Origin of the sequence: Plantibacter sp. M259 (assembly GCF_006065115.1) — a bacterium.
Taxonomy (GTDB): Bacteria; Actinomycetota; Actinomycetes; order Actinomycetales; family Microbacteriaceae; genus Plantibacter; species Plantibacter auratus.
Map to the genome: position 1 here is coordinate 671,726 of NZ_CP040750.1, position 24,775 is coordinate 696,500.

Genomic DNA, 24,775 nt, shown 5'->3' on the forward strand with positions numbered 1-24,775 from the left:
CGGGCCGACCGGCTCGGGCCGGTGCCGGGATCCGCGAGAATGTTCCCCATGCCCCGTCACCGACTGTGTCGTCACCTGCTCACCGCCGTGATCGCGGCCACCGGTTCACTCCTCGTCCTCACCGGCTGCGCGGGCCCCGCCACGACCCCGGCCGCGGACACCGACGCGACACTCCGCGTGGGCCTCGTCCTCGAGCCGTCGGACCTGAACATCCGGACGACCTCCGGCGTCGCACTCGAGCAGGTCCTCATCGACAACGTCTACCAGGGGCTGGTCTCGCGCACGTCGGACAACGAGATCGTCGACACCCTCGCCGAGCGCCACGAGGTCAGCGCCGACGGGCTCACCTACACCTTCGTCCTCCGCGACGGCGTGACCTTCCACGACGGCGCTCCGCTCACCGCCGCCGACGTGGTCGATTCGCTCACGCAAGTGCAGCAGAACGCGGCGTTCGTCGACCACCTCGACCTGGAGCAGCTCCAGACCGTCACGGCGGTCGACGACCGTACCGTCCGCCTGCAGCTCAGCTCCCCCGACTCCGACCTGCTGTGGGCGCTGACGGGTCGTGCGGGGCTCGTCCTCCGGTCCGGGGCGGACAACGACCTCTCGACGACCGCGAACGGCACGGGCCCGTTCACACTCACGTCGTGGAAGCAGGGCGACAGCATCACCGTCGAGCGGAACGACGACTACTGGGGTGACGCACCGAAGGTGAAGGAGGTCGTCTTCAGCTACATCCCCGATGCGTCCTCGGCCGTCAACGCGACCCTCGCCGGCGAGGTCGACGTGCAGATCGGTCTCGACGCGAACCTGCGGGACCAGGTCGCCCGTGCCGACGGCCTGACGATCGTCGAGGGGAAGACGACCGACAAGTACACCCTCGCCTTCAACAACCAGCGCGCACCGCTCGACGACCCCCTCGTCCGCCAGGCGCTCCGCACCGCCATCGACCACGCGGCGATCGTCGAGGCGGTCGGCGGCGCCGCGGCCCTGCAGTACGGACCGATCCCGGAGCTCGACCCCGGCTACGAGGACCTCAGCGACGTCGTGAGCTACGACCCGGAAGCGGCGAAGGCGCTCCTCGCCCAGGCCGGCCAGGAGGACCTCGCGCTCACGCTCACCGTCCCGAACCACTACGGCACCGCCGCCACAAACGTCCTGGTGTCGCAGTTCAAAGCCATCGGCGTCACCCTCACGGTCGACAGCGTCGAGTTCCCCACCTGGTTGAACGACGTCTACACGAACCACGACTACGACCTCAGTCTCGTGAACCACGTCGAGGCACGCGACGTCCAGCACTGGGCGGACCCGGACTACTACTTCGGCTACGACAACCCGACGGTGCAGTCGTTGGTCGCCGAGGCCAGGGCCGCGACCGACCCCGAGGTCGCCGACGAACGACTCCGCGAAGCCGCAGCGCTGGTCTCACAGGACCACGCGGCCGATTGGCTCTACACCGGGATCACCCTCACCGTCGTGCGCGACGGCGTCACCGGCTTCCCCACCGACTTCGTCAGCGAGCACCTCGACCTCCGGGACGTCGCCGTCACCGACTGATCGGTGGCGGGATCCTAGTCGCGCTCGGCGGCGCGCGTGGCGGAGGACACCAGGTCGTCTTTCGGCAGCGCCGTGCCGTCTGTGAGGGCCTGCGTCCACGCCTGCGTCGTCGCGACCGCGGCGAAGTTCGAGTCGAGCAGCGCCATGAGGGTCGTGTGCACCGTCTTCGCGTCGACGGACCCGGCCCCGTTCTCGAGGTTGATCGCACCGGTCGCGTCGGAGAGCACCTCGACGTCGATACCGAGTTCCTCCGCGCCCGCCGCGGACGCGATGACGCAGTTGTTCGTCATATAGCCGACCAGCGTGACGGTGTCGACGCCCTGCTCGCGCAGCCACGCCTCGAGGTCCGTCCCGGCGAAGACCGAACCGTACTGCTTCACAATGCCCTTCCAGGACGGCTGCACACGGCGGGCTACCTCGGGGTGCAGCCCGAACGCGCTCGTGTCCGGGTCGAAGACCGGAGCCCCGCTGCCCGATGAATGCTGGACGACGACGACCGGGATTCCTGCGGCCGTCGCCGCGTCGATGGCGGTCGCGATCCGCAGGATCGACTCCTCACGCGGCGGGTACTGGATCGCGAGTGGACCGGCGAAGTACTCCTGCTGGACGTCGATCAGGATCAGGGCGCGACGGGTCGTGGTCACAGGGGAACTCCTCGGTTCGGTGATGGCATCGGCACGACGCCGGTTCCATCCTCCCTCGGAAGCGGACGACGCGCGCCACCGATAGTCTCGGCGCATGGGGATCAGGGGTGCGGGGATACGGTCGGTCGGGATCACTGCGGGACTCGCAGTGATGGTGGTGCTGTCGGCGTCGGCGTGCGTGTCGTCCGCGACACCGAACGCGGCGCCGACCTCCGACGCACCGAGCACCCCCGTATCGACCGAACTCCTCGCGTGCAGCGACCTCGCGTCGCTCGACACGGTGGCCGGCGTCCTCGCCGCTGAACCGGCAGACGTCGTCGAGGCCGTGCAACCGTCCGATGCCGTGGATCTGGCCGTCCTGACGGCGGCCGGTGGGCTCGCCTGCTCCTGGCGGGTGGGCGCCGGTCAACAGATGATCGGCGACGGAGCGGGCGACTGGGCCTACCTCTCGATCGAGATCCTGCCGGGCGCTGCCGACGACTGGGCCCCGCCCTACGCGGGCGACACGCCGTCCGAGGACACGAGGACGATCGCCGGTGTCGAGGCGACCACCTCGACGGGCGAGACCGGATGGCGCGTGTCGGCGCCCGTCGGCTCGGCCTGGGTCGAGCTGTCGATCACCGCCTCCGGGCTGACCTCCACCGGCAGCCGGTTCGAGGGCACGCCGCGGGCGAGGTCCTCGACAACCTCGCCACGGCGGCGGAGACCACCTTCACGACGGTGGAACCGGCCTCCGAGGCTCAGCTCGCCTGGCCTGCGCTCGCGCCACGCGAAGGCGACGCGACCTGCGACGGCGGGCTGGACGAGGCCGGGATCGCTTCCGCGCTGCAGTACGGCGAGGCCACCACCACCTACACCGTCATCGACCCGCGGGCCCAGCCGATCGGCGATCTGGAAGATGCGGCGAGCGCCCGCGTCGGCGCGTTCAGCTGCGAACTCTTCGCGGAGGGCTTCGGGTACACCGACATCCTGGTCGTGCGCGACGGCGCGACGATCATCGACGAGCTGGCAGCCCAGCCCGACATGGCGGCGGCGCTCGAGCCGGTCACCCTCGAGGGCGCGGTCGACGGCGAGTCGGCATTCGTCGCGCGCCGCATGGACGGTCCGCGGTCGCCGCTCTACCTCACCGTCGGTGAGACGTTCTACGCCGTCAGCTCCGGCGACGGTGCGCAGACGGTCGCGGAGGCGATCATCGCCCAGACCCGCTAGCGGCGAGACCGACGCTCGCGATGAGCGGCGCGATTGTCACGACGAGGATGAACGCGCGCTCGGCCAAGCCGAAGGAGTGCGGACGCAGCGGCCGGACCAGGAGTGAGACCACGAGGGCGGCGAGCGCGACGGCGGCGATCGGATCGAGGACGCCCAGAACGGCGCCCGGCGCTCCACCGAACAGGCCTCCGAGCGGGCCGATGGTCGAGTACCCGAGGGTGAACCAGGCGACGGCGAACAGGAGGTGCACCCTCCCGCCCGCTGTCGTCGAGGAACCCGTCCGATCGGTCGGCACGAACGGCATCGCCGCCAGCAGACCCCCGAGCACGAGGAGCCAGCCGCCGACGCCGAGCCGACTCTCGCCGAGGGACGCGTCCGTCAACACGCCTGCGCCCAGTGCCGCCCAGGCGGCAGCCGCGCTCCAGGAGGACACGGTCGCGAGGGTCCGTGTGGTGCGCGAGTCGGCGACCGCGTAGTCGCTCACGGTGTCGCGGACGGGGTGGACCCCGCCGGGCACGACATGGAGGGCGATCAGCAGCAGCAGTCGACATCCGAACAGGACGGAGGCGAGGACGAAGATCGGTTGAGACATGATGACCCTTCAGGACGTTGTGGAACGGGCTTCCGTCCATGAGGCTAGAGATTCAAGTCGCTTGAAGGTCAAGGAGGGTTCCGGTGAGGATCGGTGAGCTGGCGAGACGGACCGGTCTGGCGACGTCCGCGATCCGTTTCTACGAGCAGCGCGACATGTTCAGCCCAGGGCAGGTCGAACGGCGCGCGAACGGGTATCGCGACTACGGGCCGAGCGCCGTGCGGCGTCTGGAACTGATCCAGGCGGGTCGGGCGGCCGGCTTCTCGCTCGACGAGATGCGGGATCGCATGCGCGACTGGGACACCATGCCCGTCTCGCAGCGCGTGGACCTGTTGCGGGAGCAGCTGGAGGTCATCGAGGAGCGGATGCAGGAACTCGCGCGCGGGCGCGAGACGGTGCGGGCCGCGATCGCCGGGTTGTCGGAGTCGGATCGGAGCTCGGGGTGAGGGTGGTCGCCGAGGCGATCATCGCGCAGCTGTGGTGACGGCGGCAGCGTCGGCAGGCGGTGTCGCCCGTCCGGCCAGGAACCGGCTCACTCGCCGGCGGTGTCGAATCCGCAGGTCTGGATGGTCCAGGCGATGAACGCCTGATAGTTCGGGTCGGTTGCGGCACTCTGCACGGCCTGCGACTCGGTGAACCTCGGGTCGAGCCCGACGTCGGAGACGAGGCTGTCGGCCGGGAACTCGGCGAGGATCGCGGCGGTCTCTTCAGCGGAGGTCGCGAAGACCTCGGCGCCGGCTGCGACCTCGGCGCTCACGCCGTCCAGGGGCAGGAGGTCGCGGATCGTCGTGACCTGCGCCTGCACGGCCTCGAGGTCCTCGCCGACGGTGCCCGACTTCGCGGTCGCCGCCGCGCGGTTGGCCGCGCAGAACGCCGTGTAGTCGGCGGGCCCGTCCGCGGCATCGGCGGTCGCCGTGGCGGTGGGGGTCGACGACGGCGCCGCGGAGTCGCGGTCCCCGCTGGACGGTGCCGAGCATCCGGCGAGGAGTCCGGCGACGAGGAGGCTGGAGCCCCAGACGAGGGCGAGTCGGCTGCGGTGCGGTGCGGTCATGAACGAGGTCCCCTTCAACGAACTGCGAGTCGGCGCCATCCATGTTGCCGCACCCGCGCGCGGTCCGAAAGGTCCGCGGCGCGGTCCGGAGCGTGATCTCGTATCGTTGATCGACGTGAGCACCTCCCTTCCCACGACGTTCCCGCTGTCCACCGAACGACTCGTCCTCCGCCTGCACCAACCGTCGGACGTGTCCTGGTTGCTCGCCGTCTACGGACGGCCCGACGTCGCCACCTACCTCCTCGACGAGCCGTGGACGGAGGAGGTCGCGCAGACGAAGAGTGCCGAGCGGCTCCAGCGCACCGGCCTGGACAGCCCGGCGCGTGCGCTCGCCCTCATCGTCGAGCACGAAGGTGCGCCGGTGGGCGAGGTCCTGCTCTGGTACACCGACCATGAGCGGGGCGTCGCCGAGATCGGCTGGGTCCTCGACCCGTCGCACGGCGGCAAGGGGTTCGCAACCGAGGCCGTGGGCGCGGTCCTCGATCTCGCGTTCAGCACCCCCGGGATGCATCGGGTCGCCGCACAGCTTGACGGGCGGAACACGGCTTCGGCACGACTCGCGGAGCGGGTCGGCATGCGGCACGAGGCCCACCTCCGGCAGAACTGGTGGAGCAAGGGCGAGTGGACCGACACGGTTGTCTTCGGCCTGTTGGCGAGCGACCGCGACTGAGGCTGATGGCCCGACGACTCAGCGGCGCTCCGGATCGATGATCAACAACGGGTCGTCGACCGCCAGACGCTCCAGCACCTCGTCCGTCGTCGACCGCTTCGCCTCCTCGACATCGGTGTCGGTCAGCGCGACGGCCTGCCAGAAGGCGACCCGGCCGTTCGGCGTCTCGATGGGAGCGACCACCGGGTCGGCGGTGACCGCCAGGGTGGTGAGGGCGCCGTCGGGATCGTCGGTCACGCCGTCGGCGAGCCGGATCCGGTCCCCGAGCCACAGTTCCTGCGGCCCACTGCGCACGTACTGCGCGAGGACGATCAGCGCGCGGTACGGCCACTGGGGCGGCGTCTCGTCCGCCGGCGACCGGCGCACGCGCATCGTGAGTTCGTACCCGAAACCGCTGGTCGTCGGGTCGTCGGAGTCCTTGCCCCACAGCTCGGTGAGCCCGTAGGTGACGTAGAACCAGTGGTCGGGGCCAGGCAATGCCGAACACCCCTGCAGAGCGGAGCCGAAGTGCAGTCCCGGCGAGTAGGCGACATGGAACTCGCGGGCACCCGGGTAGTGCTGCGACACCGCCTGCGTGACAGCGTCCCATCCCCGCTCGTCGAGGTCGTCGTGCTGAACGGGCGCAGCTTCCGTCGCGGCGGGCGGCGTCGGTGGCTGCTGGCGTTTGCGTCGGAAGAAGCTCATGCGACGAGTGTAGGCATCGGTCGCTCGGATGCACCCTCGGAGGCGGACGCGTCCAGCACATAGGCCGTCGGATGAGGGCAGATCAAGGGCGCCGCCCATCGATCGCGACGGCGATACAGTGAATTGGCCCGACACGGGGCGGGACACCTGGGAGGCCCGATGCCACGCTGGATCGAAGGCACGGAGCGCCACCCCCGGTTCGGCTTGTTGAGCCGGAGTCAGGGGCCGCTGGCGCTTGGGGTGGGGATCGTCACTGCGATCGTCGGCATCACCAGTCCGGCCGTCCTCCGGGTCACCGAGCTCCAACTGGCTTGGGCGGTGATGGGACTCGCGCTCGTCGCGACACTCGCGCTTCCGTGGGAGCGGATCGCGCGCCCGTGGGCGCTCACCCTCGTCAGCGCCGACCTCGCCGTCGTGGGATTCGTGAATCATGCGGTGTCCCCCGTCCTCGGCGCCTCGATCGTGCTGCTCGCGTTCCCCGTGCTCTGGCTGTCCTACAGCTTCGGACGCCTCGGCGTCGTCCTCGCTCTCGTGGGGAGCGTGCTCGTCATCTGGCTGCCCAGCCTGCTGTATGGCGAGGGTCCCGAGAGCGCGCAGGACCAGAGTGAGCTCGTCGCGCTCACCCTGCTGCTGGTGCTGGTCATCCTTGCCGTCGGCCTGCAGTCGCAACGGTTCGAACGCGCTCAGGCGAGCGTGCGGGCCGAGGGCGAGGCGAAGGTCGAAGCCCTGGAGGGGCAGAACCGGCTGGCCCTGATGCTCCGCACCGTCGCCGACGAGGTGAACGTCGGACTGGTCTTCTTCGACGAACACGGAGACCAGATCCTCAACAACCGACTCGCCGTGGAACTCGCGACGCTGGCCGGCTACGACGCGTCCACCGGGGGCGCCCGCTTCATCTGGGCGGCGGACGGTGTCACCCCGCTGGCGACGGAGGACCAACCGGTCGTGCGGGTGCTCGATGGACAGGACGTCCGCGACTTCTTCTACTGGGTGGGGCCTCCCGGCAAGCAACGAGCTCTCGTCGCGAACGGCCGACCGGTCAGTGGCGCGGACGGCGAACCGAACGGAGCGCTCCTGGTCGGGCAGGACGTGACCGAGCTCACCGAAGCCGTCCGGATGCGCACCGAGTCGCTCACGAGCCTCAGCCACGAACTCCGGACACCGCTCACGAGCATCCTCGGGTACCTCGACATGCTCGAGGACGACGCGGACGTCGCGCCCCGGGTGCAGGCCCAGCTCACCGTCATCCGCCGGAGCGCCGATCATCTCGGGCGTCTGGCTGAACAGTTCCTCGCAGCGAGCGCACCCCACCTGGAGATCACCGACGAACCCGTCGACCTCAGCGCCATCGTCCTCGAGGCGGCCGACGAGCGACGACGGCTCGGCCTGCCCGACGGCGTGGAGCTGCGCACGGCTGCCGTGCCGACGCTGCAGCTCGTCGGCGATCGAGCGCGCCTCCGGGAGTTGCTCTCGATCATGCTCGACAACGCGGTGACCTACACCCGCGCCGGCGAGATCCTCCTGAGCGTGCGCTCGGACGGAGCGGATGCGATCATCCGCGTCACCGACACGGGGATCGGCATCCCGACGGACGAACTCACCCGGGTCTTCGAACGGTTCCACCGGGCCGGGAACGTGCGCGAGGAGACGATCCGCGGTTCGGGCCTCGGACTCACCATCGCCAGGTCCATCGCGCAGGCGCACCGTGGCACGATCGAGGCGTTCGCCACCGGTGATCCCGGGACGACCTTCATCGTCCGCTTGCCGCTGGCCCGTCGGAAGCGTTCGGTCGATCGACGTCGCCGATGAGGCGCCTCGGTCGCTGAGGCACCCGGGCCGAGCGATACTCACCACCAGAAGGGCGCTTGCGTCACGTAAGGGGATTCGAGCCTGGCGACCTCGTCGTCCGTCAGCTGCACGTCGAGCGCGGCGGCGGCATCCGTGAGGTGTGCCGGTTTGGTGGCACCGATGATGGGAGCTGCGACCGTCGGGTTCCGCAGGACCCAGGCCAGTGCGACCTGAGCCATCGGGATCCCTCGCTCGACCGCGATCTCCTCGACGGCGTCGATGATCGGGCCGTCGGCGTCCGTGTCGAACGCCTTCGCCACCTCGTCGATGTTCGAGCGGTCCGTGGCTGCGCCGCGCGGCCGGGCGAGTCGTCCTTTGCCGTTCGGCGAGTAGGGCGTGAGGCCGACTCCGGTGTCCGCGCACATCGGGATCATCTCCCGTTCCTCTTCGCGTTTCAGCAGGTTGTACTGGTTCTCCATCGCGACGAAGGGCGTCAGCCCGCCCACCGCTGCAGCCGTCTGCAGCTTCGCGAACTGCCAGGCGTACATGGAGGAGGCGCCGAGGTAGCGCACCTTCCCCGCGCGGACGATGTCGTCGAGCGCCTGCATCGTCTCCTCGACCGGCGTCTCCTCGTCGAAACGGTGGACGTAGTACACGTCGATGTGGTCGGTCCCGAGTCGCCGCAACGAGGCGTCGACCTGTTCGAGGATGGCCGTTCGGGAGAGTCCCGATCCCCCGGGCCCGTCATGCATCCTCCCCGAGACCTTCGCCGCGAGGACGATGTCCTCACGGCGGCTGAACCGCGTGATCGCGCGGCCGACGTACTCCTCGCCGCTGCCCTGTTGGTAGACGTTCGCGGTGTCCCAGAACGTGATCCCCAGCTCGACCGCCTGCCGGAAGAACGGCGCGGACGCCGCTTCGTCCAGGGTCCAACGGTGGAGTCCGCGGGTCGGATCGCCGTAGGTCATGCAGCCGAGTGCGAGGCGGCTGACGCGGAGGCCGGTCGCTCCGAGGCGGGTGTACTCCATGCTTGGTGCTCCTTGCTTCAGTGGTGGGGCGAGGGGTGTTCGGAGGTGGCCGCCCAGCTGGCGAGGAGTTTGAGTGACTCCTCGCTCGGTGAGCCGGGTTCGGCGCTGTAGATCAGGAAGTTCAGGCCGGGCTGGTCCATCGGCTCCATCGCCTCGTAGATCATGCGGAGCTCGCCGACGACCGGGTGATGGAACACCTTCTCGCCGGACGTGTGATGGCGGACGTTGTGCGCGCCCCACCGGACGCGGAACTCCTCGCTGCGCGTGGACAACTCACCCACCAGGTCCTGCAGGGCCCGATCGTGCGGATTGCGCCCCGCCTCGGTGCGGAGGATGGCGACGTTGATGTCGGCCGAGGTCGACCAGCTCGGGTAGAACGCCTCCGCGAGGTCGCGGTGCAGGAACACGAACCGAGCCAGGTTCACCGGGCGCTCGGGGAGCGCGTAGAGGTCGGCGTACAGCGCGCGGAAGAGTGCGTTCTCGGCGAGGACGTCCATCCGGCCGTTCCGGACGAACGCCGGGCCTGCGGTGATGGAGTCGAGGGCGAGTTGCATACCGGGCCGCACGCCGGCCGGCGCAGACCGTCGACGGGCCCTGATCGGCGATTCGTTCGCCGCCCGAGCGAGGTCCGTGAGGTGGGAGCGCTCCGCGTCGTCCAACCGCAGTGCGGTGCCGATCGCGTCGAGGACCGCCTCCGACACCCCCGAGAGGTTCCCGCGCTCGAGACGCGAGTAGTACTCGACGCTCACTCCGGCGAGCATCGCGACCTCGGTGCGACGCAGCCCAGGTACGCGTCGGTTCGTTCCGCCAGGCAGCTCCACCTGCTCTGGCGTGAGTCGGTCCCGACGGGTCGTCAGGAACTCGCGCACCTCGTCTCGATTGTCCATGCCGACAACGATATGACGCGGTCTCCGGCGCTGGGGTGTTCCCGCAGGACACCCATCCTCGACCTCGTGGAGGCCGTCCGGGCAGGCACGCAGCGTCTCCCGTGCTCGCGCAGCCCTGAGACGTGCCCTGGCGGAGTATCCCTGCTTCGTCGCCGGTGGTGTGTGATCGAGGGATGCAGATCGACCACGGGAACGCGGCAGCACACCGCGTGTCATCGCCGACCTCGGACGATGGCCTCGCCGACTGTGCAGGCCGGAAGCCGCGACAACGCCTGACGCTGCTGTTGGCTGCGCTCGGGTTCTTCCTGATCACCCTCGACATCCTCATCGTCACCATCGCGCTCACCAGCATCGCGCGAGACCTCGGTGGAACGACGGCATCGCTGCAGTGGGTGATCGACGCCTACACCGTGCTGTTCGCGGCCCTCCTGCTCGTCGCCGGCAACCTCTCGGAGCGGTTCGGCGCGAAGCGGGCGTTCGGCGTCGGCATCACCGTCTTCCTCGTCACGTCGATCGCGTGTGCGGTGGCCCGTCGATCGGTGTCCTCATCGCCGCTCGAGTCCTGCAGGGCGCCGGTGCGGCGTTGATGCTGCCGGCGTCCATGGCGCTCATCCGTGAGGCGTTCCCAGGAGCTCGCGAGCGCGCTCGCGCGCTGGGTGTCTGGGCGGTCGGCGGCGCGGTCGCCACCGCACTCGGGCCGGTCCTCGGCGGCGCGTTGACGACCATCGACTGGCGACTGGTGTTCGCGATCAACCTGCCCGTCTGCATCATGATGCTCCTCCTGCTCCGGACGGTCGCATCGTCCCCTTCCCGCCCGGAGCCGTTCGACTGGGCCGGACAGTTCGTCTGGCTCATCGCGTCGACGGCGCTGGTGTTCGGACTCATCGAGGGCGGGTCGGACGGGTTCGGCAGTCCGGTCGTGGTCGCCAGCCTCGGCGTCGCGCTGGTCGGCATCGTCGGTTTCCTCGTCATCCAGGCCAGGAGCGCGCACCCGATGATGCCGTTGGATCTGTTCCGATCGAGCGGTATGCGCATCGCCCTCGCCGTCGGATTCGCGTTCATGGTGAGCAACTTCGGGACGGTGTTCGTCCTGAGTCTGTTCCTGCAGCAGCAGCTCCGACTGCCGCCGCTGCTCGCGGGCCTGGTGTTCCTCCCGTCGGCCCTCTTCGCCGTCGTCGGCAACATCGTCAGTGGCACCATCGCCAACCGGTTCGGTGTGCGCGTCCCGATCGTGTCGGGGCTGCTCCTCATGGTGGTCGGGCTCGCCGGCACCGTCGCCACCGCGCACCTGGGGTCGCCGATCTGGGTGGGTGTCTTCGCGTGCTTCACCGCCGCAGGAGGTTCCGTGGCGATGCCGCCGGTGACCTCCGTGGTCCTCGCGAGCGTCCCGGCATCGCGTGCCGGCACCGCGAGTGCGGTCTTCAACACCTTCCGCCAGCTCGGCGGCGCGGTCGCCATCGCGGTCTTCGGGGCGCTCCTCACCGGCTCGACGGGCTTCATCGCCGGGCTGCAGCTCAGCCTCGTCATCGCCGCGGCGCTCATCCTCCTCACCGCGATCGCGAGCGTGTTCATCAGGCCGGCGGACGGGGCCTCATGACGCCGTAGTCGACCAGGCGGGATCAGGCAGTATCGTCACCGACGCGCGGCGTGCGGCCGGGGTCGATGCCCAGCCGCTCCTCGACCCGCTCCACGTCGGCGAACCGCCGGTCCTCGACGACGAGCAGCACCTTCTTGGGCACCGTCTTGAGCCAGATCCTGCCGCCGTTCGCCAGTTCCCAGTACGGGTCTCCGACCTGGGAACCGGCGGGCTGTCCAAGGTGCCCGCTCAGCGCCGACTGCAGCTCCTGAGCGGCACTCCGCAGCGCGCCGGGGTCGTCGCTTTTGTCGGAGACCGCGATCACGACCTGGGCGATCGCTTCATCTGCGACGAGCGAACGAACGGTCGGCAGGTTCACGTGATACCCGGAACGGTGCTGCACACCGCTCGACGTCTCCAGTTTGAGCTGCCACCCGAGACGCTCCGCGATCGCCTTGAAGTCGTCACGACCCAGCGGCCACGACACCGACGTGAAGGCTTCGCAGACGGCATCGATCTGTGCGTCCGTGGCTCTGGCGAGTGCACCCATCCGGTCATCCTACGGCTGTCTCCGCACCGGCTTCGGCGGCGGGCGAGGAAGCGTCCCGAAAACTAGAACAGCCGCTGACCTGGGTGTTCCAGGGCAACGGCCGGGTGATGCTGGTGAAGCCGCCCAAGGGAATCGAACCCTTGACCTTCTCATTACGAGTGAGGGCGACGGGATCCATGGGCGTCCGCGGTAGTCCGCTGATCAGGGTTTTTCCAAGCCAGGGTCCGCCTAAGTTTGTCATGTCAGTCCCGCGTTGCTGTCATCTACACCTCGCCAATGAGACGACCGTCGCCCCCTCCCCCGTGCTCGTCGGGTGAAACTGTGCCCCCTGCCGTCATCAATCAGACTCCCGGGCGAAACCCCACCCTCTGAGGTTTCGAGCAGCTCGGGTTTAGACGCCGAGTTCTGAGCACCCGACACGAGCGGAATCTCGCCACATCGCCGGACCGACTGGCGGGCGGTCAGAAACGATCGTTTGCGAAGGTGTCCGCGCAGGCTGCCGAAAGGAATCGATCAACTCGGCAAGCCTTTCAATCGTCCTCGTCGCCGCCCGAGATGAGCTTCGGCGTCATCACTCGCGACGCTCCGCTTGCGACGCCTCTGGCTGTTTCCGGAGATCAAGAGGGGGCGACTCGGTTGCTCTCGAGCACTGACCGGACACCAGCATTGATTGAACATTGTGGGTCGACTACCCTACTTTGGGGGTGGAAACTGGTGTCCTCCGTTGAACGAAAGCGAGGGCTACATGAGGCCACGATCGATTTTCGCGACTGCCGCCGCTGCGGGAGTGAGCCTACTTCTGTTTGGAGTTGCGGTTCCCGCGTCTGCGACCGAAACGGCGGATCCGTTCGCCGATGCCAGGGCAGGATTCACCCAGTTGGGCCTGTCCTCGCATGAATCCGACTTGCTCCTCGGCAAGCTCGCGAATGGTGAGCCTCTTGATTCCATGACGGACGGGGCCGTGCCTGTTCGAACGGACCAGTACGTGCAGGTAGGTGACGCGCCGTACGCAGGTGATGGCGACCAGGTCACCGTGAAGTGGTTCGCTGACGGCTCGCCCGCCGTCACCTCGACGGAAGCGCCCACCGAACCTGCGAAGAACGCGACTGCTCGCGACATCGGCGGGTGCACATACACGTCGGGAAGCGGCTATAGCAGAGCCTACGGATGCACTGTTACTGCCTGGTGGGGAACCATTCAGATCGCATTCATAGCCGACTACACGCTTGTTCAGGGGGCCCAGACTATATCAGCGATGCCTACAACGGCTGGCAGCAGTGCGTCTATCCAACAAGCTGCGCAAGACCCGTGGATATTCAGGCCAAGTACACTGAGGGGTCAGGCGGCGACGCGTTCTCCCGCTGGGGCTCGACGGTGTCGGCGCCGTGGGGGTCGTGGGAAGTCTGGGTACAGATCATGGTTGGTCAGGACCGCGCGACGTTCGACTCTCCTTGATTCCAATTTCTCAAGACCTAGGAGGATCAATGTCGGCCCCGAATGACGTAACCATACCTATCGAGTGGACTTTCTTCTACTATGCGGCAATTGTGATCCTACTTGTCGCCGTGGCCGCCGGCATCGTCTGGAGCCTGCGACACAGTGCTACGGCGAGTACGGGATCGAGGACGGTTTGGGTCGTCATCCAGCTCGCCCTCCCACTGCTTGGCTTCGCCCTTTGGCTAATCGTTGAGTCTCGACCATCAACGCCCGCGACGACTGACGTCAGTCCGATGAGCTGAATCTGCATTCGACGTGAGGGCCTCGGGACGCAAGTCTCGGGGCCCTCACGTGTCTCGCGTAAGCCTCCCGCGGTCGTTGGTGACCGAGAAGAGGTGGTGCCTGAACCGCGCCGCCTGTATGGATCTATACATCGGACCGATAATCTTCGTTTTGTCAGTGAATGAGATTTATGCGGGTGCGGCAGCGTTCACTCGCCGACATCGAGGACAACGGCTACGCAAGGGAGAATCCTGAGGTGATGGCAAACAACCAGCTGAGGCTACCCGCTAGGCAACCAGCGACGATCTGAAACCAGAACGTACTTATCCATCGGACCTTACGATGCTCGCTCAAGTCAACGCGAGCCCGCCTGAAGACCCTCACCGCCACAATCACGGGCAGGAGAAAGAGGATCAGCCAGCCGAACACGAATGCCGCCCTCGACTGAAGGCCTACCTCCAGGGTCGATGTTCTCGATATGTTCGTGGCAATGTGGGTCAGCAGCGGGCGAGAAACGAGCTGGAACACGGTTACACAGATCGCCGATGCGAGGGCAAGGCTGGCAGCCGATCTCCATCCGGCTCTGGTTCCAGGAACTGTCCTGCCCTCCGAGCCTGTCACAAGAGAGACCTGACGATCATGAGCGCTGTGCCGCCACATTTTGGGACACGTTCGTGGCGTAGGACTTCGCCACCTGCGCGAGCTCAGCGCAATCTTCTCCCGGAACGACGCTCGAGCCTGCGCGCCCGGCCGCGAGAGCGAGCACGAGGCCACTGAGGCCGAGGGCGCCGAGAACGCGATGTGGGCGCTTCACAGGGCAATCCTCCGCCGGCGAAGCTCCGTGATGATCGCCACATCCTCCTCGAAGTGCCGCGATCGCTTGTTGGCCGAGAGAATCGTGTCCTTCCAACCTCGCTTCACCACATCCTGGAGTGCGATGTAGAACGTGGACTCCCCGAAATCGATGTCGTCCCAGGCCTCGTTCACTGCACGCTCCCGCGGCACGACCGCTTGGAAGCTCGGATCGATCCGAATCCGGTGAGAGCTGTACCCCTGGATCGAGATCGCACCCTCGACCCCACTGATGTCCAGGCCCATGTCGTCCGCCTGGTCAGCTTCCCTGACCCGACGTTCGTACATCGCGAGCTCCTCCGGGGTTCTCGCGGTCACAAACGTCTGAATCACCACATCACCAATAACCCCGGACAGCGAGACGTTGTGGAACTCACACCCCCCAATGAACACGGGACCACGGACACCAGTCAACCCACCCACCGTCACGTTCCGCAGCAACGCTCCAGCCAGCACGCAGCTCGCGACTCGCAGCGACCCTACCGACACATCCTCGATCACCGGACGTGCATCGAAGTCCTCAGCAAGACGCGTGCGGCAGTCATCTAGGAGAAGATCACCGAAGTTGGCTCCCCGGAGAGACTGCCCCTCTCGGAGGACCGCTCCTCGAATTTTCTGTCGCATATTCACTTCCCGTAGGTCCACATGGTGTACTTGGCGATCCGAGTCGGGTCGACGTAGGACCGCTTCAGATGACGCGCGAGCGTTGAGAGGTTGTCCGTCGTCAGCTCGTAGAACAGGCCCGAGCTGCTCAGAACCGCCGATGTTTCCTAAGACGAGACGAGCACAATGTTACGCAATCGAGAATCCTGAGCTTATGGCGAACACCCAGCAGACACTGGCGAGCACACAAGCCGAGAGAGTCGGGAACCAGAACGTCCTCCGCCACGTGACCTTGCCGTGGTTGTGAAGGTCGGTGCGCGCCTTCTTGAAGATCCTCACCGACATGATCGCCGGCAAGAAAACGAGGAGCACCCACCCGAATGCGAGGACTCCCTCGGATCGGAGAACGGTTTCCAGGGTCGCTGACTTCATGACTTCAGCGACGATTTGGTCGAGTAGCGGACGAGAAAAGAGCTGAAATGTGACGACGCAAATCGCCGATGCCAGCGCGAGGCCAACGGGCGCTCTCAGCCGGTCCTCGGGTTCGGGTCTCACTCCGTCGGTCCTCATCAAGAGAGGGACCTGAAGATCATGAGCCCCGCAAACATGACCATCGCGATACCGAGCCAGAACCACAACCTTGGACTCCAACCGCCGGACCGTGTCTCCGTTCTGCCCAGAGCTCTCCGAAAGTGCGGCCCAGCGATTCGATCGAATTTTTCTCCGAAGAAGACCAAAATCAAACCAGCTACTCCCACAACCGCTGCCCCAAAGAACATCTCTACGTGCACAGTCGATCCGCTCCTACCAGGGTGAGTAAAACTGTATGGAACACGAGGCCCCGGCCCCTGCAGCCGGGCCGACTGCAGAGTCCTCCATCGGCCAACCCTGTCGAGTGGCCCGTCGCTGACCTACCGAACTAGCCCAGACGCAGGAATACCCAGCTCAACACAAAGCCGGCGCTTACCCAGGCGATCGGCGCCCAGAACGTCCACCACCACCGTATGCGTTGATGGACGAGCACATCCCGTCGTAGCACCCGAACCGTTCAGAGGAAGAGTGCCGTTGGAAAGATGAACAAGAGACTGATCCCGAACACCATGGTGATGCGGGATTCGTTTGTGTCATCGGCCGAAAAGAACTGAGTCGGCGTTGACGTGAGCCGGTCGATCGTCAGTCGGAGGATGATCTGCAGCACCAGAGCAGTGAGCCCAGCGGCCACAGCGATGGGCCACACTCGTCCCCCGCCGAAGGTGGGCTCGCTTGTTTGGGTTTCGTCTGCGTTTCCAGACGTTGGATTGGACACAATTTTCTCCTGAGCCACAGCGGTGTTGAGCTAGCGTCTACGTACTATCGCTATCACCCCAGCGACCTGATCAGCATGAACGTTGCCAACACGGCAGCAAGAAATCCAAGCCATCGCCAAAGAACCGTGTCGCCGTCGGGAGAAGTCGTCTGTCGCCGGATGGTTCTCCGCAGGTGCGGGCCCGCGTACCGCTCGAAGAGCCGCGCGAAGACCATCAGGCCCAGACCTGCAACCAGCACAATGACCGATCCGATCATCATCTCAACATTCACTAGTGCTGCCCTTCCTACCAGGGGGTGACTCGCACGATCGAGCAGGCGAAACCAGCCCCGACAGTTGCGCCAACGCCCGGCGTGAACTTCGATCCACCGTCCCAGGCAAGTTCAACATAGCCCCCTCCGACCGCCGAAAAAGAACATGTGGCAACGTACTGGACGCCAGGCGGCGCCTTTCCGGCGGTTCCGGCTTGAGCACTAACTCCTGCTCCAAAGCCTCGCCCCCCCGTCCCAAACGTGCCACAGACCAACGCACACCCATTCACCGCCGCTGAGTAGCTGGCGTCCTTCCACTTGTTCGCCTGCGGGTTGTCGAAGAACTTGGTCCAGGTCTTGTTCCAGGCGTCATGGACCAGCTCCTGCGGACACCCGAGGAATAGACCGGTTAGCTACCGGAACGGATGAGAAGAAGAACTCCCACGCAGGCGCACGCGATCCCGCCAGCCACGGTCCCACCTGGGCGAGGTGTCTGGACGAAGTCGGAGTTCTTAGGAAGGGTCCAGCCGCCAACTCGCCTGAAGAAGCTATCGACAGGCCGACTGAACACCGCCGCGAGCACACCTACGACCATGAGGACAACTGCAGCTATGACCATCTTCTCAGCCCCACTCCTCTTACCATGCCCACGGCGTATTCCCTACGCCTCCACAGCTAGCTGTGGTGCCGATTACGATTCCGATGTATGGATACCAGCCATCCCCGCCGTCCCAGACGGCTCCGACAACGGCTCCGACTCCGGGCGAGACGCTACAACTGAAGTTCACGGTGTTGGCATTCGGGGTCTTTGCGCCCAATGTAATCGTACCGTTGAAGCCCTTCGCTCCAGTTGCAGCGCCGAAGGCATAGCCGCCGGTCCCTGCGCTGGCGCAGACGGCGGCGCATGCACCGGCAGTGGCAGTAATCTCAGCGTCGCCCCAGGATCTCGCCTGAGGGTTGTCGAAGAATTTCGTCCATGTCTTGTTCCAGTTGACAGGAACATTGGCCCAGGTGCTGTTCCAGTTGTCCGCCACCCGGTCGCCGTACGATTTCGCCTTGGCTGGTTGAGGGCGTGGTGGGAGCCGTTCTCCGGTGACGCTTCCGTTCGGTCCGATTTTGAGGCCGCGACACTCTTCGTTGATGCAGGCTCGTTCGCCGCTGAGGTCGAATCGGTTGACGGGGTCTGGTGGGTAGTCGTAGTTGTTGGTGACTCCACCTTCGACCGGGTCAACCTCGAGGAACCGTCCGAGCTCGGGCACGTATTGCCGTGCGCCCATCTCAATGGTGCTGATAATCCCACTGTGTTCGGTGAGCTTCTGGTGTTGCCCAAGCCAGCCCCAGTCGGCATCACCAGTCAGCGTGTCAGGTCCTGCGTCGTTACCTGAGACTGTTCCGAGCACCCCGGAGGTTGGGTCAACCGCCTGCCCGAACGGGTCGTAGCGGTGAACGCTCGGGCTTCGAGCACCTCCAGCATCGGCGGTCACGACAATGTCTCCGTGGATGTTCGGGTAAGACCACAGCTGTACCGCGCCGCGCATGGTCACCGAAACGCCTCCCGGCAGGTTCACCATGAGCTCGAGCACTGCGTTGGCGCCGTCAAGTGTGAACGCGGCGCCACCGCTGGAGGCGGTGTGGCCGTATCTCACGACGGTCGGCGTCCCTCCCCCGTACGGTGTCTCTGTTCGCTGTACGATGCGGCCCGTGACGTCGCGGAGGTACTCGACGATTGGGCCGGCTTGGATGACCGTCTTCGTGTGGCGATCTGCGATGTCGTAGCTGATCGTCTGGTCTGCGAGTTTCGTGGTGTTGCCGTGGGCGTCGTATGCCAACGACGTCGCCGCCAGTCCTTGAGACACAGGCCCTCGAGTCGGGTCGGCTGCTCCGCTGATCTGTGAGGACGTCAGTCGGTCGGCCCAGTCGTAGCAGTACGCGGTCGAGGTGGTTCCTCCCCCGACCACCTGGTCGGTGGAGGAGGTTCGGTTGCCATTCATGCCGGCTCGAGTGTTAGCGCCGCAGCCGTCTGCGTAACCGTAGCTGAGGTTGTGGCCAGGGATTGCTGCGGCAACGAGGCGGCCTGCTGTGTCGTAGGAGTAGCGGGATTCGTACGCTTCGTCCCCGTCCAGCAGTGTGTTCGAGAGAATCCTGCCCGACTGGGATCGCAGGACAGAATCGGTGACCGCTTCTCCGGTTGGGAAGGACCAGGTTTGGTCGGTGAGTGCCGCAGCGCCGTTGCGCTGGACTCCCTCGAGGGATGCCCCGTTGCTATAGCTGATCGACGCAAGTTCGCCCTGCACGTAGCTTGGCGTCGCCGAGATGCCCGCTTGTGTGACCCCGGTGAGGCGCCCATCGATGTCGAAGGTGGATTGCGACGTTTGAGCTGGTCCACTGGGGGTTTTGAGTGTCGTCGTTGTCGGTTGTCCGAGCCGGTTGTATCGAGTCTCGGTGACAGCACCCCAAACGTCGGCGTAGGTGGTGGTGCGACCGAGTAGGTCGACCGTCGTCGTGATAGCACCGGCGGAGTCCCCCGCGATCATGGTGAGGGGCGCGGTGACACTGTAATAGAACACAGCCGTTCGTGTGACCTGCTGCGCAGTCGCCGGATATTCGGTCTGAATACTGCGACCGCGCAGATCAAACATCGTGCAGGTCCAATCTGCGTCGCCGGAGCGTTTCGTCCCGACCTCTCGGCCCCACAGGTCGTACAGATACTGCGTCTCAGCCCGGGCGCCATCTGCCCCGGCTGGCGGGGTGGACTTCTTCAACGCACCGAACTGAGCGGTCGTCTTGGGGATCCCGCAGATGTGTGAGCTGGCGTCCTTCACTTGTGGATCGTCAGGCAGGGCCGCCTTGATCGTTTGGGTGTCCCCGAAGTAGCTGTAGGTGGTCCCAGCGACTGCGAGTGATTGTCCAGAGGCAACGCCCGCCGGGAGCATGCGTGAGGTGCGGCGGTTGTAGGTATCGGAGTGTCCAGCCTGGGTGCGCAGGTTCAACCCTTGTGGGTCGAGAGCTGTCTCGGTTGCGATCCCGAGCCAGGGTGATGCCCCGTACGAGGTTGTCGTCTTGCTTGCGGGGACGTCAGTGTTGTCGATGCCGGCAGGTGCACCAGGTGGTGCCGAGTCGTCCGTGATTGTGGATGTTGCCAGGTTGTATGCAGGGCTCAGGGCAGTTCCCGGGACGGCGGTGAAGGTCGTCTTGCCGGGTGCTTTCCAGTTGAGAACAAGCGCTGCTGGACCGGTGTCCTGGTAGTAGTGGATGCGAATTCGGGACACCTGGCCGGCTTCGGCGACATTGACGATGCCCACGGGTGACGGTGCCCATGCGCCGCCTCGCCAGAAGTTCACGACGAGGTTGTCGTCGACCCAGACCTGGGAGCCATCGTCAGAGTAGGTCTGGAACTCATACTTGCCCGCGGCGGGGAAGGTGATCGTTCCCGTCATGCGAGCGGACCAATTGGTTGCGGCGATCCCGGAGACCGGTGAGGCGGAACTCCAGTCTTTCTCTACAAGGCCACTCGGGACTGTGGGGATTCCTTGCGTCATAACTTTCGGGACGCCGCTCAAGGTCTGGTTGTTGTACCAGGCTGTGGAGAGGCCGCGTAGGCCCTCGTCATAGTTCGTCGACGTATGCGCCGGCGCCGTTGCACAGCTTGAGAGCGGGCGCTTGTCGGAACCGAAGCAGGACGCCGGCGCGGGCCCGTATGAATCGGTTTGGAGATCTGACTGGTTGTAGAGGTTGGTGATCATTCGACCCGTGGCGTCCGTTGTGGACAGAATCTGGTCTCGACTGCTCCACTCGACTGAGGAGCTCAGTCCCGAGGGTGTGGTCTCACTCACCCCACGCCACGCGGAATCCCATGTGACGGTTCGCGCGAGGGCGTCGGACCCGTCGTCCGCGACCGCGTTCACGATCGTCGTCCCTGCCTGATAGGTGTACTTGCGCCCGGGTTGTAGGTTCGCGCTGATGCCGTCCGGTGCGGCTAGCGTCACCGCGGCTGCCTTGCCAGCGGCGTCGTAGGAAATGACTGTTTGGTTTGTGTTGCTTGCGGTTCGGTTGGAATCTGCGAGCAGCCAATCGTTCTGGGCGACGTTTCGCACGGCAGTGAGTCGGCGGTCGGCGTCGTAGCTGAAGCTGAGATTCTGGTTACCCGGATTTTGGATCCCAATTAAACGGCCGGCTGCGTCGTAGAACAGACGGGTGGTGTCGGTCGTACCGGGCCGGTGACCTGGATACACGATGCGGCACAGCAAGCCGAGGGGAGCTTCGCTGCCGCCGGGGAGGGCTGGGCAGGCGGAGTTCGCAAGGTTCGAGTCCGCGCGCGTCAACGGAGCCTCAGCTGTGTCCCCTCCGTAGAAGTACCGGATGTCCCGAGGCACCGCCGAAGTACTCAGCCGGTCATAGGTTCGTTTGACTCGCCCTTGAGCGTTGTACTCGAGCGCGGGCGCGGCCGGTTTTGCGATGTCGATCGGACTGACGACTTGGTCGATGACACCATCAGCTCGGAACGTGTGCACGATGCCGGTTGCATCGGTGAAGGTGACGAGTTTGTTGCTCGACAGGGAGACGACTCCCGTCTCCCCTGCGGGTGGCCGGTAACCGCCGTCGGCAGCCCGCGTGTAGGAGTGCGTTCCACCCTTCGAGTCAGTGAGGGTAATTGACCCCTCTTCGACACGAGCTCTCGTGTAGCTGCCGATGTCGCCGGCGAGAATCGCCGAGGTCGCCCACCCGTCAGGCAGGATCTCGGGCGACTTCGTGAACCATGACGCCGGCACGATGAAGGGTGCACCGTTCGGGCCCAGTTTCGCCCACAGCTCGATTCCTGCGGGGCCGGATGCCTCGTAGTAGTCGAACTGGAACGGTTTCGGTCCAGCTGGCAGGGTCTTTGAGGTGGTCGCGAAGACCGGTGCCGGAGTGAATGCTGTGTTCGCCCACTTGTTGATGATCGTTGTTCCGTCGATGATCAGCTTCGCCCCGTCGTCCTGTCGCGTGCCGAAGTAGTAGTCGCCGGCGACGTTCGGTGAGATGAACCCTGTCCAGCGCGCCAAGAACCGGTCCGCGGGCACGCTCGCGCCCGGCGAGTCGGCGCCAGGCGACCCTGTCTCCCAGTTGAAGCTGATGAGTTTGTCCGTGCGTTGCAGCACCCGGGTGGCTGTTGCGAAGTCGTAGGTCTGGGTCTGGCCAGGCTTGGCGGTGGCGTCGAAGTACTCGGCCTTCAGTCCGGCGTTCGACTCTGTGAGCGAGTTGTAGTTGAATCCGACTCCCATCGGCCCGCCGACGGTGGAGACGGTGGGTGATGAGAACTGCACGTTCGCGTTCCCCGACGCCAGGTTTACGGCGACGGATCCGGCGACGTCGGTGGGCGAGATGCTGTCGGCCCCCAAGCGTTTATTGACGGTGAAGGTGGCAACCCAGGGAGTTGTCGACTCGACGTCGTATCCCACATCCTTCGTCAGAACGGTCCAAGAGTAGGTGGTTCCGTCCTGCAGCGATGCCGTTGGTATCTGCCACTGAGGGGCGTCCAACCAGTTCGACAACAGGATCCCTCCCGTTCTGGTGTCGGGTCCGGTCGCGATGCGGAAGCGATATTTCAACGCACGGCCTGCTGGATTTGGTGGCGCTGCGACCGCGAGGACGGGCGAGTCAGTGACTGTGATACTGCGGTCCTGTGGCTGGGAGGAAGCTTTGTCCACCACGGGGACATTGGCCGTGGTGAAAGCCCACGTGCCAACCGGTCGCGTGGTTGACGTTCCGAACACGCCGTCGTAGTTATCTCTGACGAAGGCACGCCAGTAGTACTTGCGGCCGGGGAGTAACTTGTCCGCGGGAACTTGGATCTGATCTTGGGCCAGCCATCCGGAATCCCAAACGGTGCCGACGTCCGGGTTGGGATTTTCGCTGAGACGGAAGAGGTACTGCAGCGAAGTGCCGGGCGCCGGGGTCACGCCCTTGATCTTCAGCGTCGGTGTCAGGTTCGTGTTGATGGCATTGTGTGCAGGAGCCGTCGGAGAATCGACGGTGCCACCGGTGGGGTACTCCTTCCACCAGACGTACATCTGAGACGCCTGATAGTGCTTATACGTGTAGGTGTTGGACTCCTCACCGGTGAATGTGAAATGCATCGCCGTCGTGCCAGCTCGGGTCCACGCTGCAACCTGACTGGTGAGTCGATCATCGTCGACGAGCCCGTTGCCATTGTTGTAAGTGGCGTTGCCGAGGAAGGTGCCTAGTGAGTTGTACTGGAAGCTTGTCGCAACCCACAAGCCTCCGGCCCGTACGGTGGTCGTTGAATCACGCGATTGGCCCGCCAGGCCGACCTGCACGTCGAGAACCTGCTTGCCCGAGATCGATGCCCAGTTATACAACGCCAGCGCGCGCCAGGTGCCGTTCGTGTTGGTGTTTCCGACCTGGATTCCATAATTGTGGTTGTACTGACCATTGGTCTTGTAGGTGTGAGTCTCGGCCGCTGTTGAGTAAAGGTCTGGGTCAACGAAGACTGGGTAGACGCGATCAGCGCTGTTCAGCCAGTTGCGGTCGGGTTCCAGCGAGAGAAGCCAATCCTTGCCGTCCTGCTCGACGCTGACGTCCACATTGGTTTGGGCGTTTGCCCGATCGCCCCTCTTGCTTGCCGAGTCCCACATCGTCGGACGTGGGATGGCGAGCTCTGGCACACCAAGTTCGTTCTCGAAGACGATGTCGCCGTTCCCATCTATTCGTACATCGAGTCCAGCCGTGGAAACTCGCCACTGCCATGAGGCTTTACCCGACGCGCCCGGCGCCGCCTTGAGCTCGAAGAGTTCCTTGACGCCGGCCGGGGTCACCTCGTACACGAGGTCCGTAGTCGGGAAGACGTCGTGGTAAACGGCACGTTCCTTGACATCGCTCCAGGGAAACATGTCGCGCTGCAGCGGCGATGCAGAGGCTCCCTCGAGAGTAAAAGTGATCTCCCGGAGGTTCTTCGTGATCGCAAGCAGCGGCGATTCGTCCGCTCGTCCAGCGAACACAGGAGCGAGGGGGTGCTGCACGACTTCAGCGCCGCCCTGGCCCAACCACTGGAACGGACCGCGACCTGAAAGATCTGTGGCGACCGGCTTCCACTCGCCATCGATCTTCACGTTCAGCGGCACGTCGGAGAACTTCGTGACGTTCGATCCGTCCGGCCCCTCGTACGTCTCCGAGTAGGCCTTCCGGTCAACGACCTCGGCCGACGAAGGATCCACCTCATCCACAGAGTCGAACTCGGGATCAGCATCCGGGGCGGGCGCCTCCTCCACCGGTTCCGCCGGCTGAGGAAGGCTCTCAATCTCCATCGGCACAGGTGCCTCGCCCTGTGGAAGCGCAGCGTCCTCCGAGGATCCGGTCAGCGCCGGTTCCAAAACCGACGATTCGCCGAGTTGCCCAGGCTCGTCGGGCTCGTCAGCAGCGGCAGGCTGCGCAATGGTTCCGACCAACGCTCCGACAATCGCAAAACCCAGCACCGCACGCATGAACCGTCGAGCGGCCACATATCCCCCAAAGTCAGAGCAACGAGGCCGAAGGTACGAGAAACCTGAAGATCACCGCAACATCGACTGCGTGATTTCACTTGTACGCGTGTCAGTCTTGACAAGATTGGGTCAACAACCACGGTCGCCCCAACGCTCATCATCCGGAGGCCTTCGATGCGTCAGGAACCTACAGGTTTACGAGACACGGATCGCATCAATGGCCGCGGCGAACTCAAGCCCGGAACGCTGCAGATCTCACCGGCAGCCACCTGTCTCGAAAACTCATCTCAGGGCAAGGTGTGTCTCGTCGAGTCCGGCCACGCCTTC

At 65.5% G+C, this 24,775-nt stretch carries 17 protein-coding genes and 1 pseudogene; 6 read left to right on the plus strand and 12 right to left on the minus strand.

What is annotated here, in order from left to right:
* The first annotated feature begins 48 nt into the window (after positions 1-48).
* The gene (locus FGL15_RS03050; RefSeq protein WP_240773749.1) at positions 49-1,557 is read left to right on the plus strand and encodes an ABC transporter substrate-binding protein; all 1,509 of its coding nucleotides are present in this window, start codon (positions 49-51) and stop codon (positions 1,555-1,557) included.
* Positions 1,558-1,571: 14 nt separating this feature from the next.
* Here FGL15_RS03050 and FGL15_RS03055 read toward each other — a convergent pair whose 3' ends face one another.
* Positions 1,572-2,201: an isochorismatase family protein gene (locus tag FGL15_RS03055; RefSeq protein ID WP_138944899.1), complete on the minus strand. Its 630-nt coding sequence runs from the start codon at positions 2,199-2,201 to the stop codon at positions 1,572-1,574.
* A gap of 570 nt (positions 2,202-2,771) precedes the next feature.
* On the opposite strand from FGL15_RS03055, the gene FGL15_RS03060 reads away from it, so the two are divergent.
* Positions 2,772-3,410, plus strand: a complete 639-nt coding sequence (locus tag FGL15_RS03060) for a hypothetical protein (RefSeq protein ID WP_138944900.1) — start codon at positions 2,772-2,774, stop codon at positions 3,408-3,410.
* Here FGL15_RS03060 and FGL15_RS03065 read toward each other — a convergent pair.
* Positions 3,391-4,002 (minus strand): DUF998 domain-containing protein, encoded by a 612-nt coding sequence (locus FGL15_RS03065; RefSeq protein WP_138944901.1) that lies wholly within the window; start codon positions 4,000-4,002, stop codon positions 3,391-3,393. The genes FGL15_RS03060 and FGL15_RS03065 overlap by 20 nt on opposite strands.
* A gap of 83 nt (positions 4,003-4,085) precedes the next feature.
* Here FGL15_RS03065 and FGL15_RS03070 point away from each other — a divergent pair, with 83 nt between their 5' ends.
* On the plus strand, positions 4,086-4,448 hold the full coding sequence (locus tag FGL15_RS03070) for a MerR family transcriptional regulator (RefSeq protein WP_138944902.1): 363 nt from the start codon (positions 4,086-4,088) through the stop codon (positions 4,446-4,448).
* 86 nt (positions 4,449-4,534) lie between these two features.
* On the opposite strand, the gene FGL15_RS03075 is transcribed toward FGL15_RS03070, so the two are convergent.
* Entirely contained in the window at positions 4,535-5,053 is a 519-nt protein-coding gene (locus FGL15_RS03075) for a hypothetical protein (protein ID WP_138944903.1), read from the minus strand.
* 115 nt (positions 5,054-5,168) lie between these two features.
* Between FGL15_RS03075 and FGL15_RS03080 the strand changes: the two genes are divergently transcribed.
* On the plus strand, positions 5,169-5,723 hold the full coding sequence (locus FGL15_RS03080; RefSeq protein WP_240773751.1) for a GNAT family N-acetyltransferase: 555 nt from the start codon (positions 5,169-5,171) through the stop codon (positions 5,721-5,723).
* Positions 5,724-5,741: 18 nt separating this feature from the next.
* Here the strand turns inward: FGL15_RS03080 and FGL15_RS20170 are convergent, their stop codons facing one another.
* Positions 5,742-6,407 carry a suppressor of fused domain protein gene (locus FGL15_RS20170; protein ID WP_168223288.1) on the minus strand — a complete coding sequence of 222 codons (666 nt, stop codon included), beginning with the start codon at positions 6,405-6,407 and terminating at the stop codon, positions 5,742-5,744.
* 240 nt (positions 6,408-6,647) lie between these two features.
* On the opposite strand from FGL15_RS20170, the gene FGL15_RS03090 reads away from it, so the two are divergent.
* Positions 6,648-8,216, plus strand: coding sequence for a PAS domain-containing sensor histidine kinase (locus FGL15_RS03090; RefSeq protein WP_168223289.1), 1,569 nt, complete (start codon positions 6,648-6,650; stop codon positions 8,214-8,216).
* A 38-nt stretch (positions 8,217-8,254) separates the two neighbouring features.
* Here the strand turns inward: FGL15_RS03090 and FGL15_RS03095 are convergent, their stop codons facing one another.
* Both FGL15_RS03095 and FGL15_RS03100 read right to left on the minus strand, forming a co-directional pair.
* Positions 8,255-9,223, minus strand: coding sequence for an aldo/keto reductase (locus FGL15_RS03095; RefSeq protein ID WP_138944907.1), 969 nt, complete (start codon positions 9,221-9,223; stop codon positions 8,255-8,257).
* A 17-nt stretch (positions 9,224-9,240) separates the two neighbouring features.
* Entirely contained in the window at positions 9,241-10,110 is an 870-nt protein-coding gene (locus FGL15_RS03100) for a helix-turn-helix transcriptional regulator (protein ID WP_370282012.1), read from the minus strand.
* 173 nt (positions 10,111-10,283) lie between these two features.
* Between FGL15_RS03100 and FGL15_RS03105 the strand changes: the two are divergent.
* Positions 10,284-11,707, plus strand: a pseudogene (locus FGL15_RS03105) (MFS transporter).
* Positions 11,708-11,729: 22 nt separating this feature from the next.
* On the opposite strand, the gene FGL15_RS03110 reads toward FGL15_RS03105, so the two are convergent.
* From FGL15_RS03110 to FGL15_RS03135, 6 genes are all read right to left on the minus strand, one after another.
* Positions 11,730-12,236, minus strand: coding sequence for a DUF6301 family protein (locus tag FGL15_RS03110; RefSeq protein WP_138944909.1), 507 nt, complete (start codon positions 12,234-12,236; stop codon positions 11,730-11,732).
* A gap of 2,529 nt (positions 12,237-14,765) precedes the next feature.
* Positions 14,766-15,431 carry a hypothetical protein gene (locus FGL15_RS03120; RefSeq protein WP_138944910.1) on the minus strand — a complete coding sequence of 222 codons (666 nt, stop codon included), beginning with the start codon at positions 15,429-15,431 and terminating at the stop codon, positions 14,766-14,768.
* 168 nt (positions 15,432-15,599) lie between these two features.
* On the minus strand, positions 15,600-15,965 hold the full coding sequence (locus FGL15_RS03125; protein ID WP_138944911.1) for a hypothetical protein: 366 nt from the start codon (positions 15,963-15,965) through the stop codon (positions 15,600-15,602).
* 493 nt (positions 15,966-16,458) lie between these two features.
* Positions 16,459-16,608 carry a hypothetical protein gene (locus FGL15_RS20175; protein ID WP_168223290.1) on the minus strand — a complete coding sequence of 50 codons (150 nt, stop codon included), beginning with the start codon at positions 16,606-16,608 and terminating at the stop codon, positions 16,459-16,461.
* A 161-nt stretch (positions 16,609-16,769) separates the two neighbouring features.
* Entirely contained in the window at positions 16,770-16,976 is a 207-nt protein-coding gene (locus FGL15_RS03130; protein WP_138944912.1) for a hypothetical protein, read from the minus strand.
* A gap of 629 nt (positions 16,977-17,605) precedes the next feature.
* Entirely contained in the window at positions 17,606-24,448 is a 6,843-nt protein-coding gene (locus tag FGL15_RS03135) for a PA14 domain-containing protein (protein ID WP_138944913.1), read from the minus strand.
* Between the last annotated feature and the right edge of the window lie 327 nt (positions 24,449-24,775).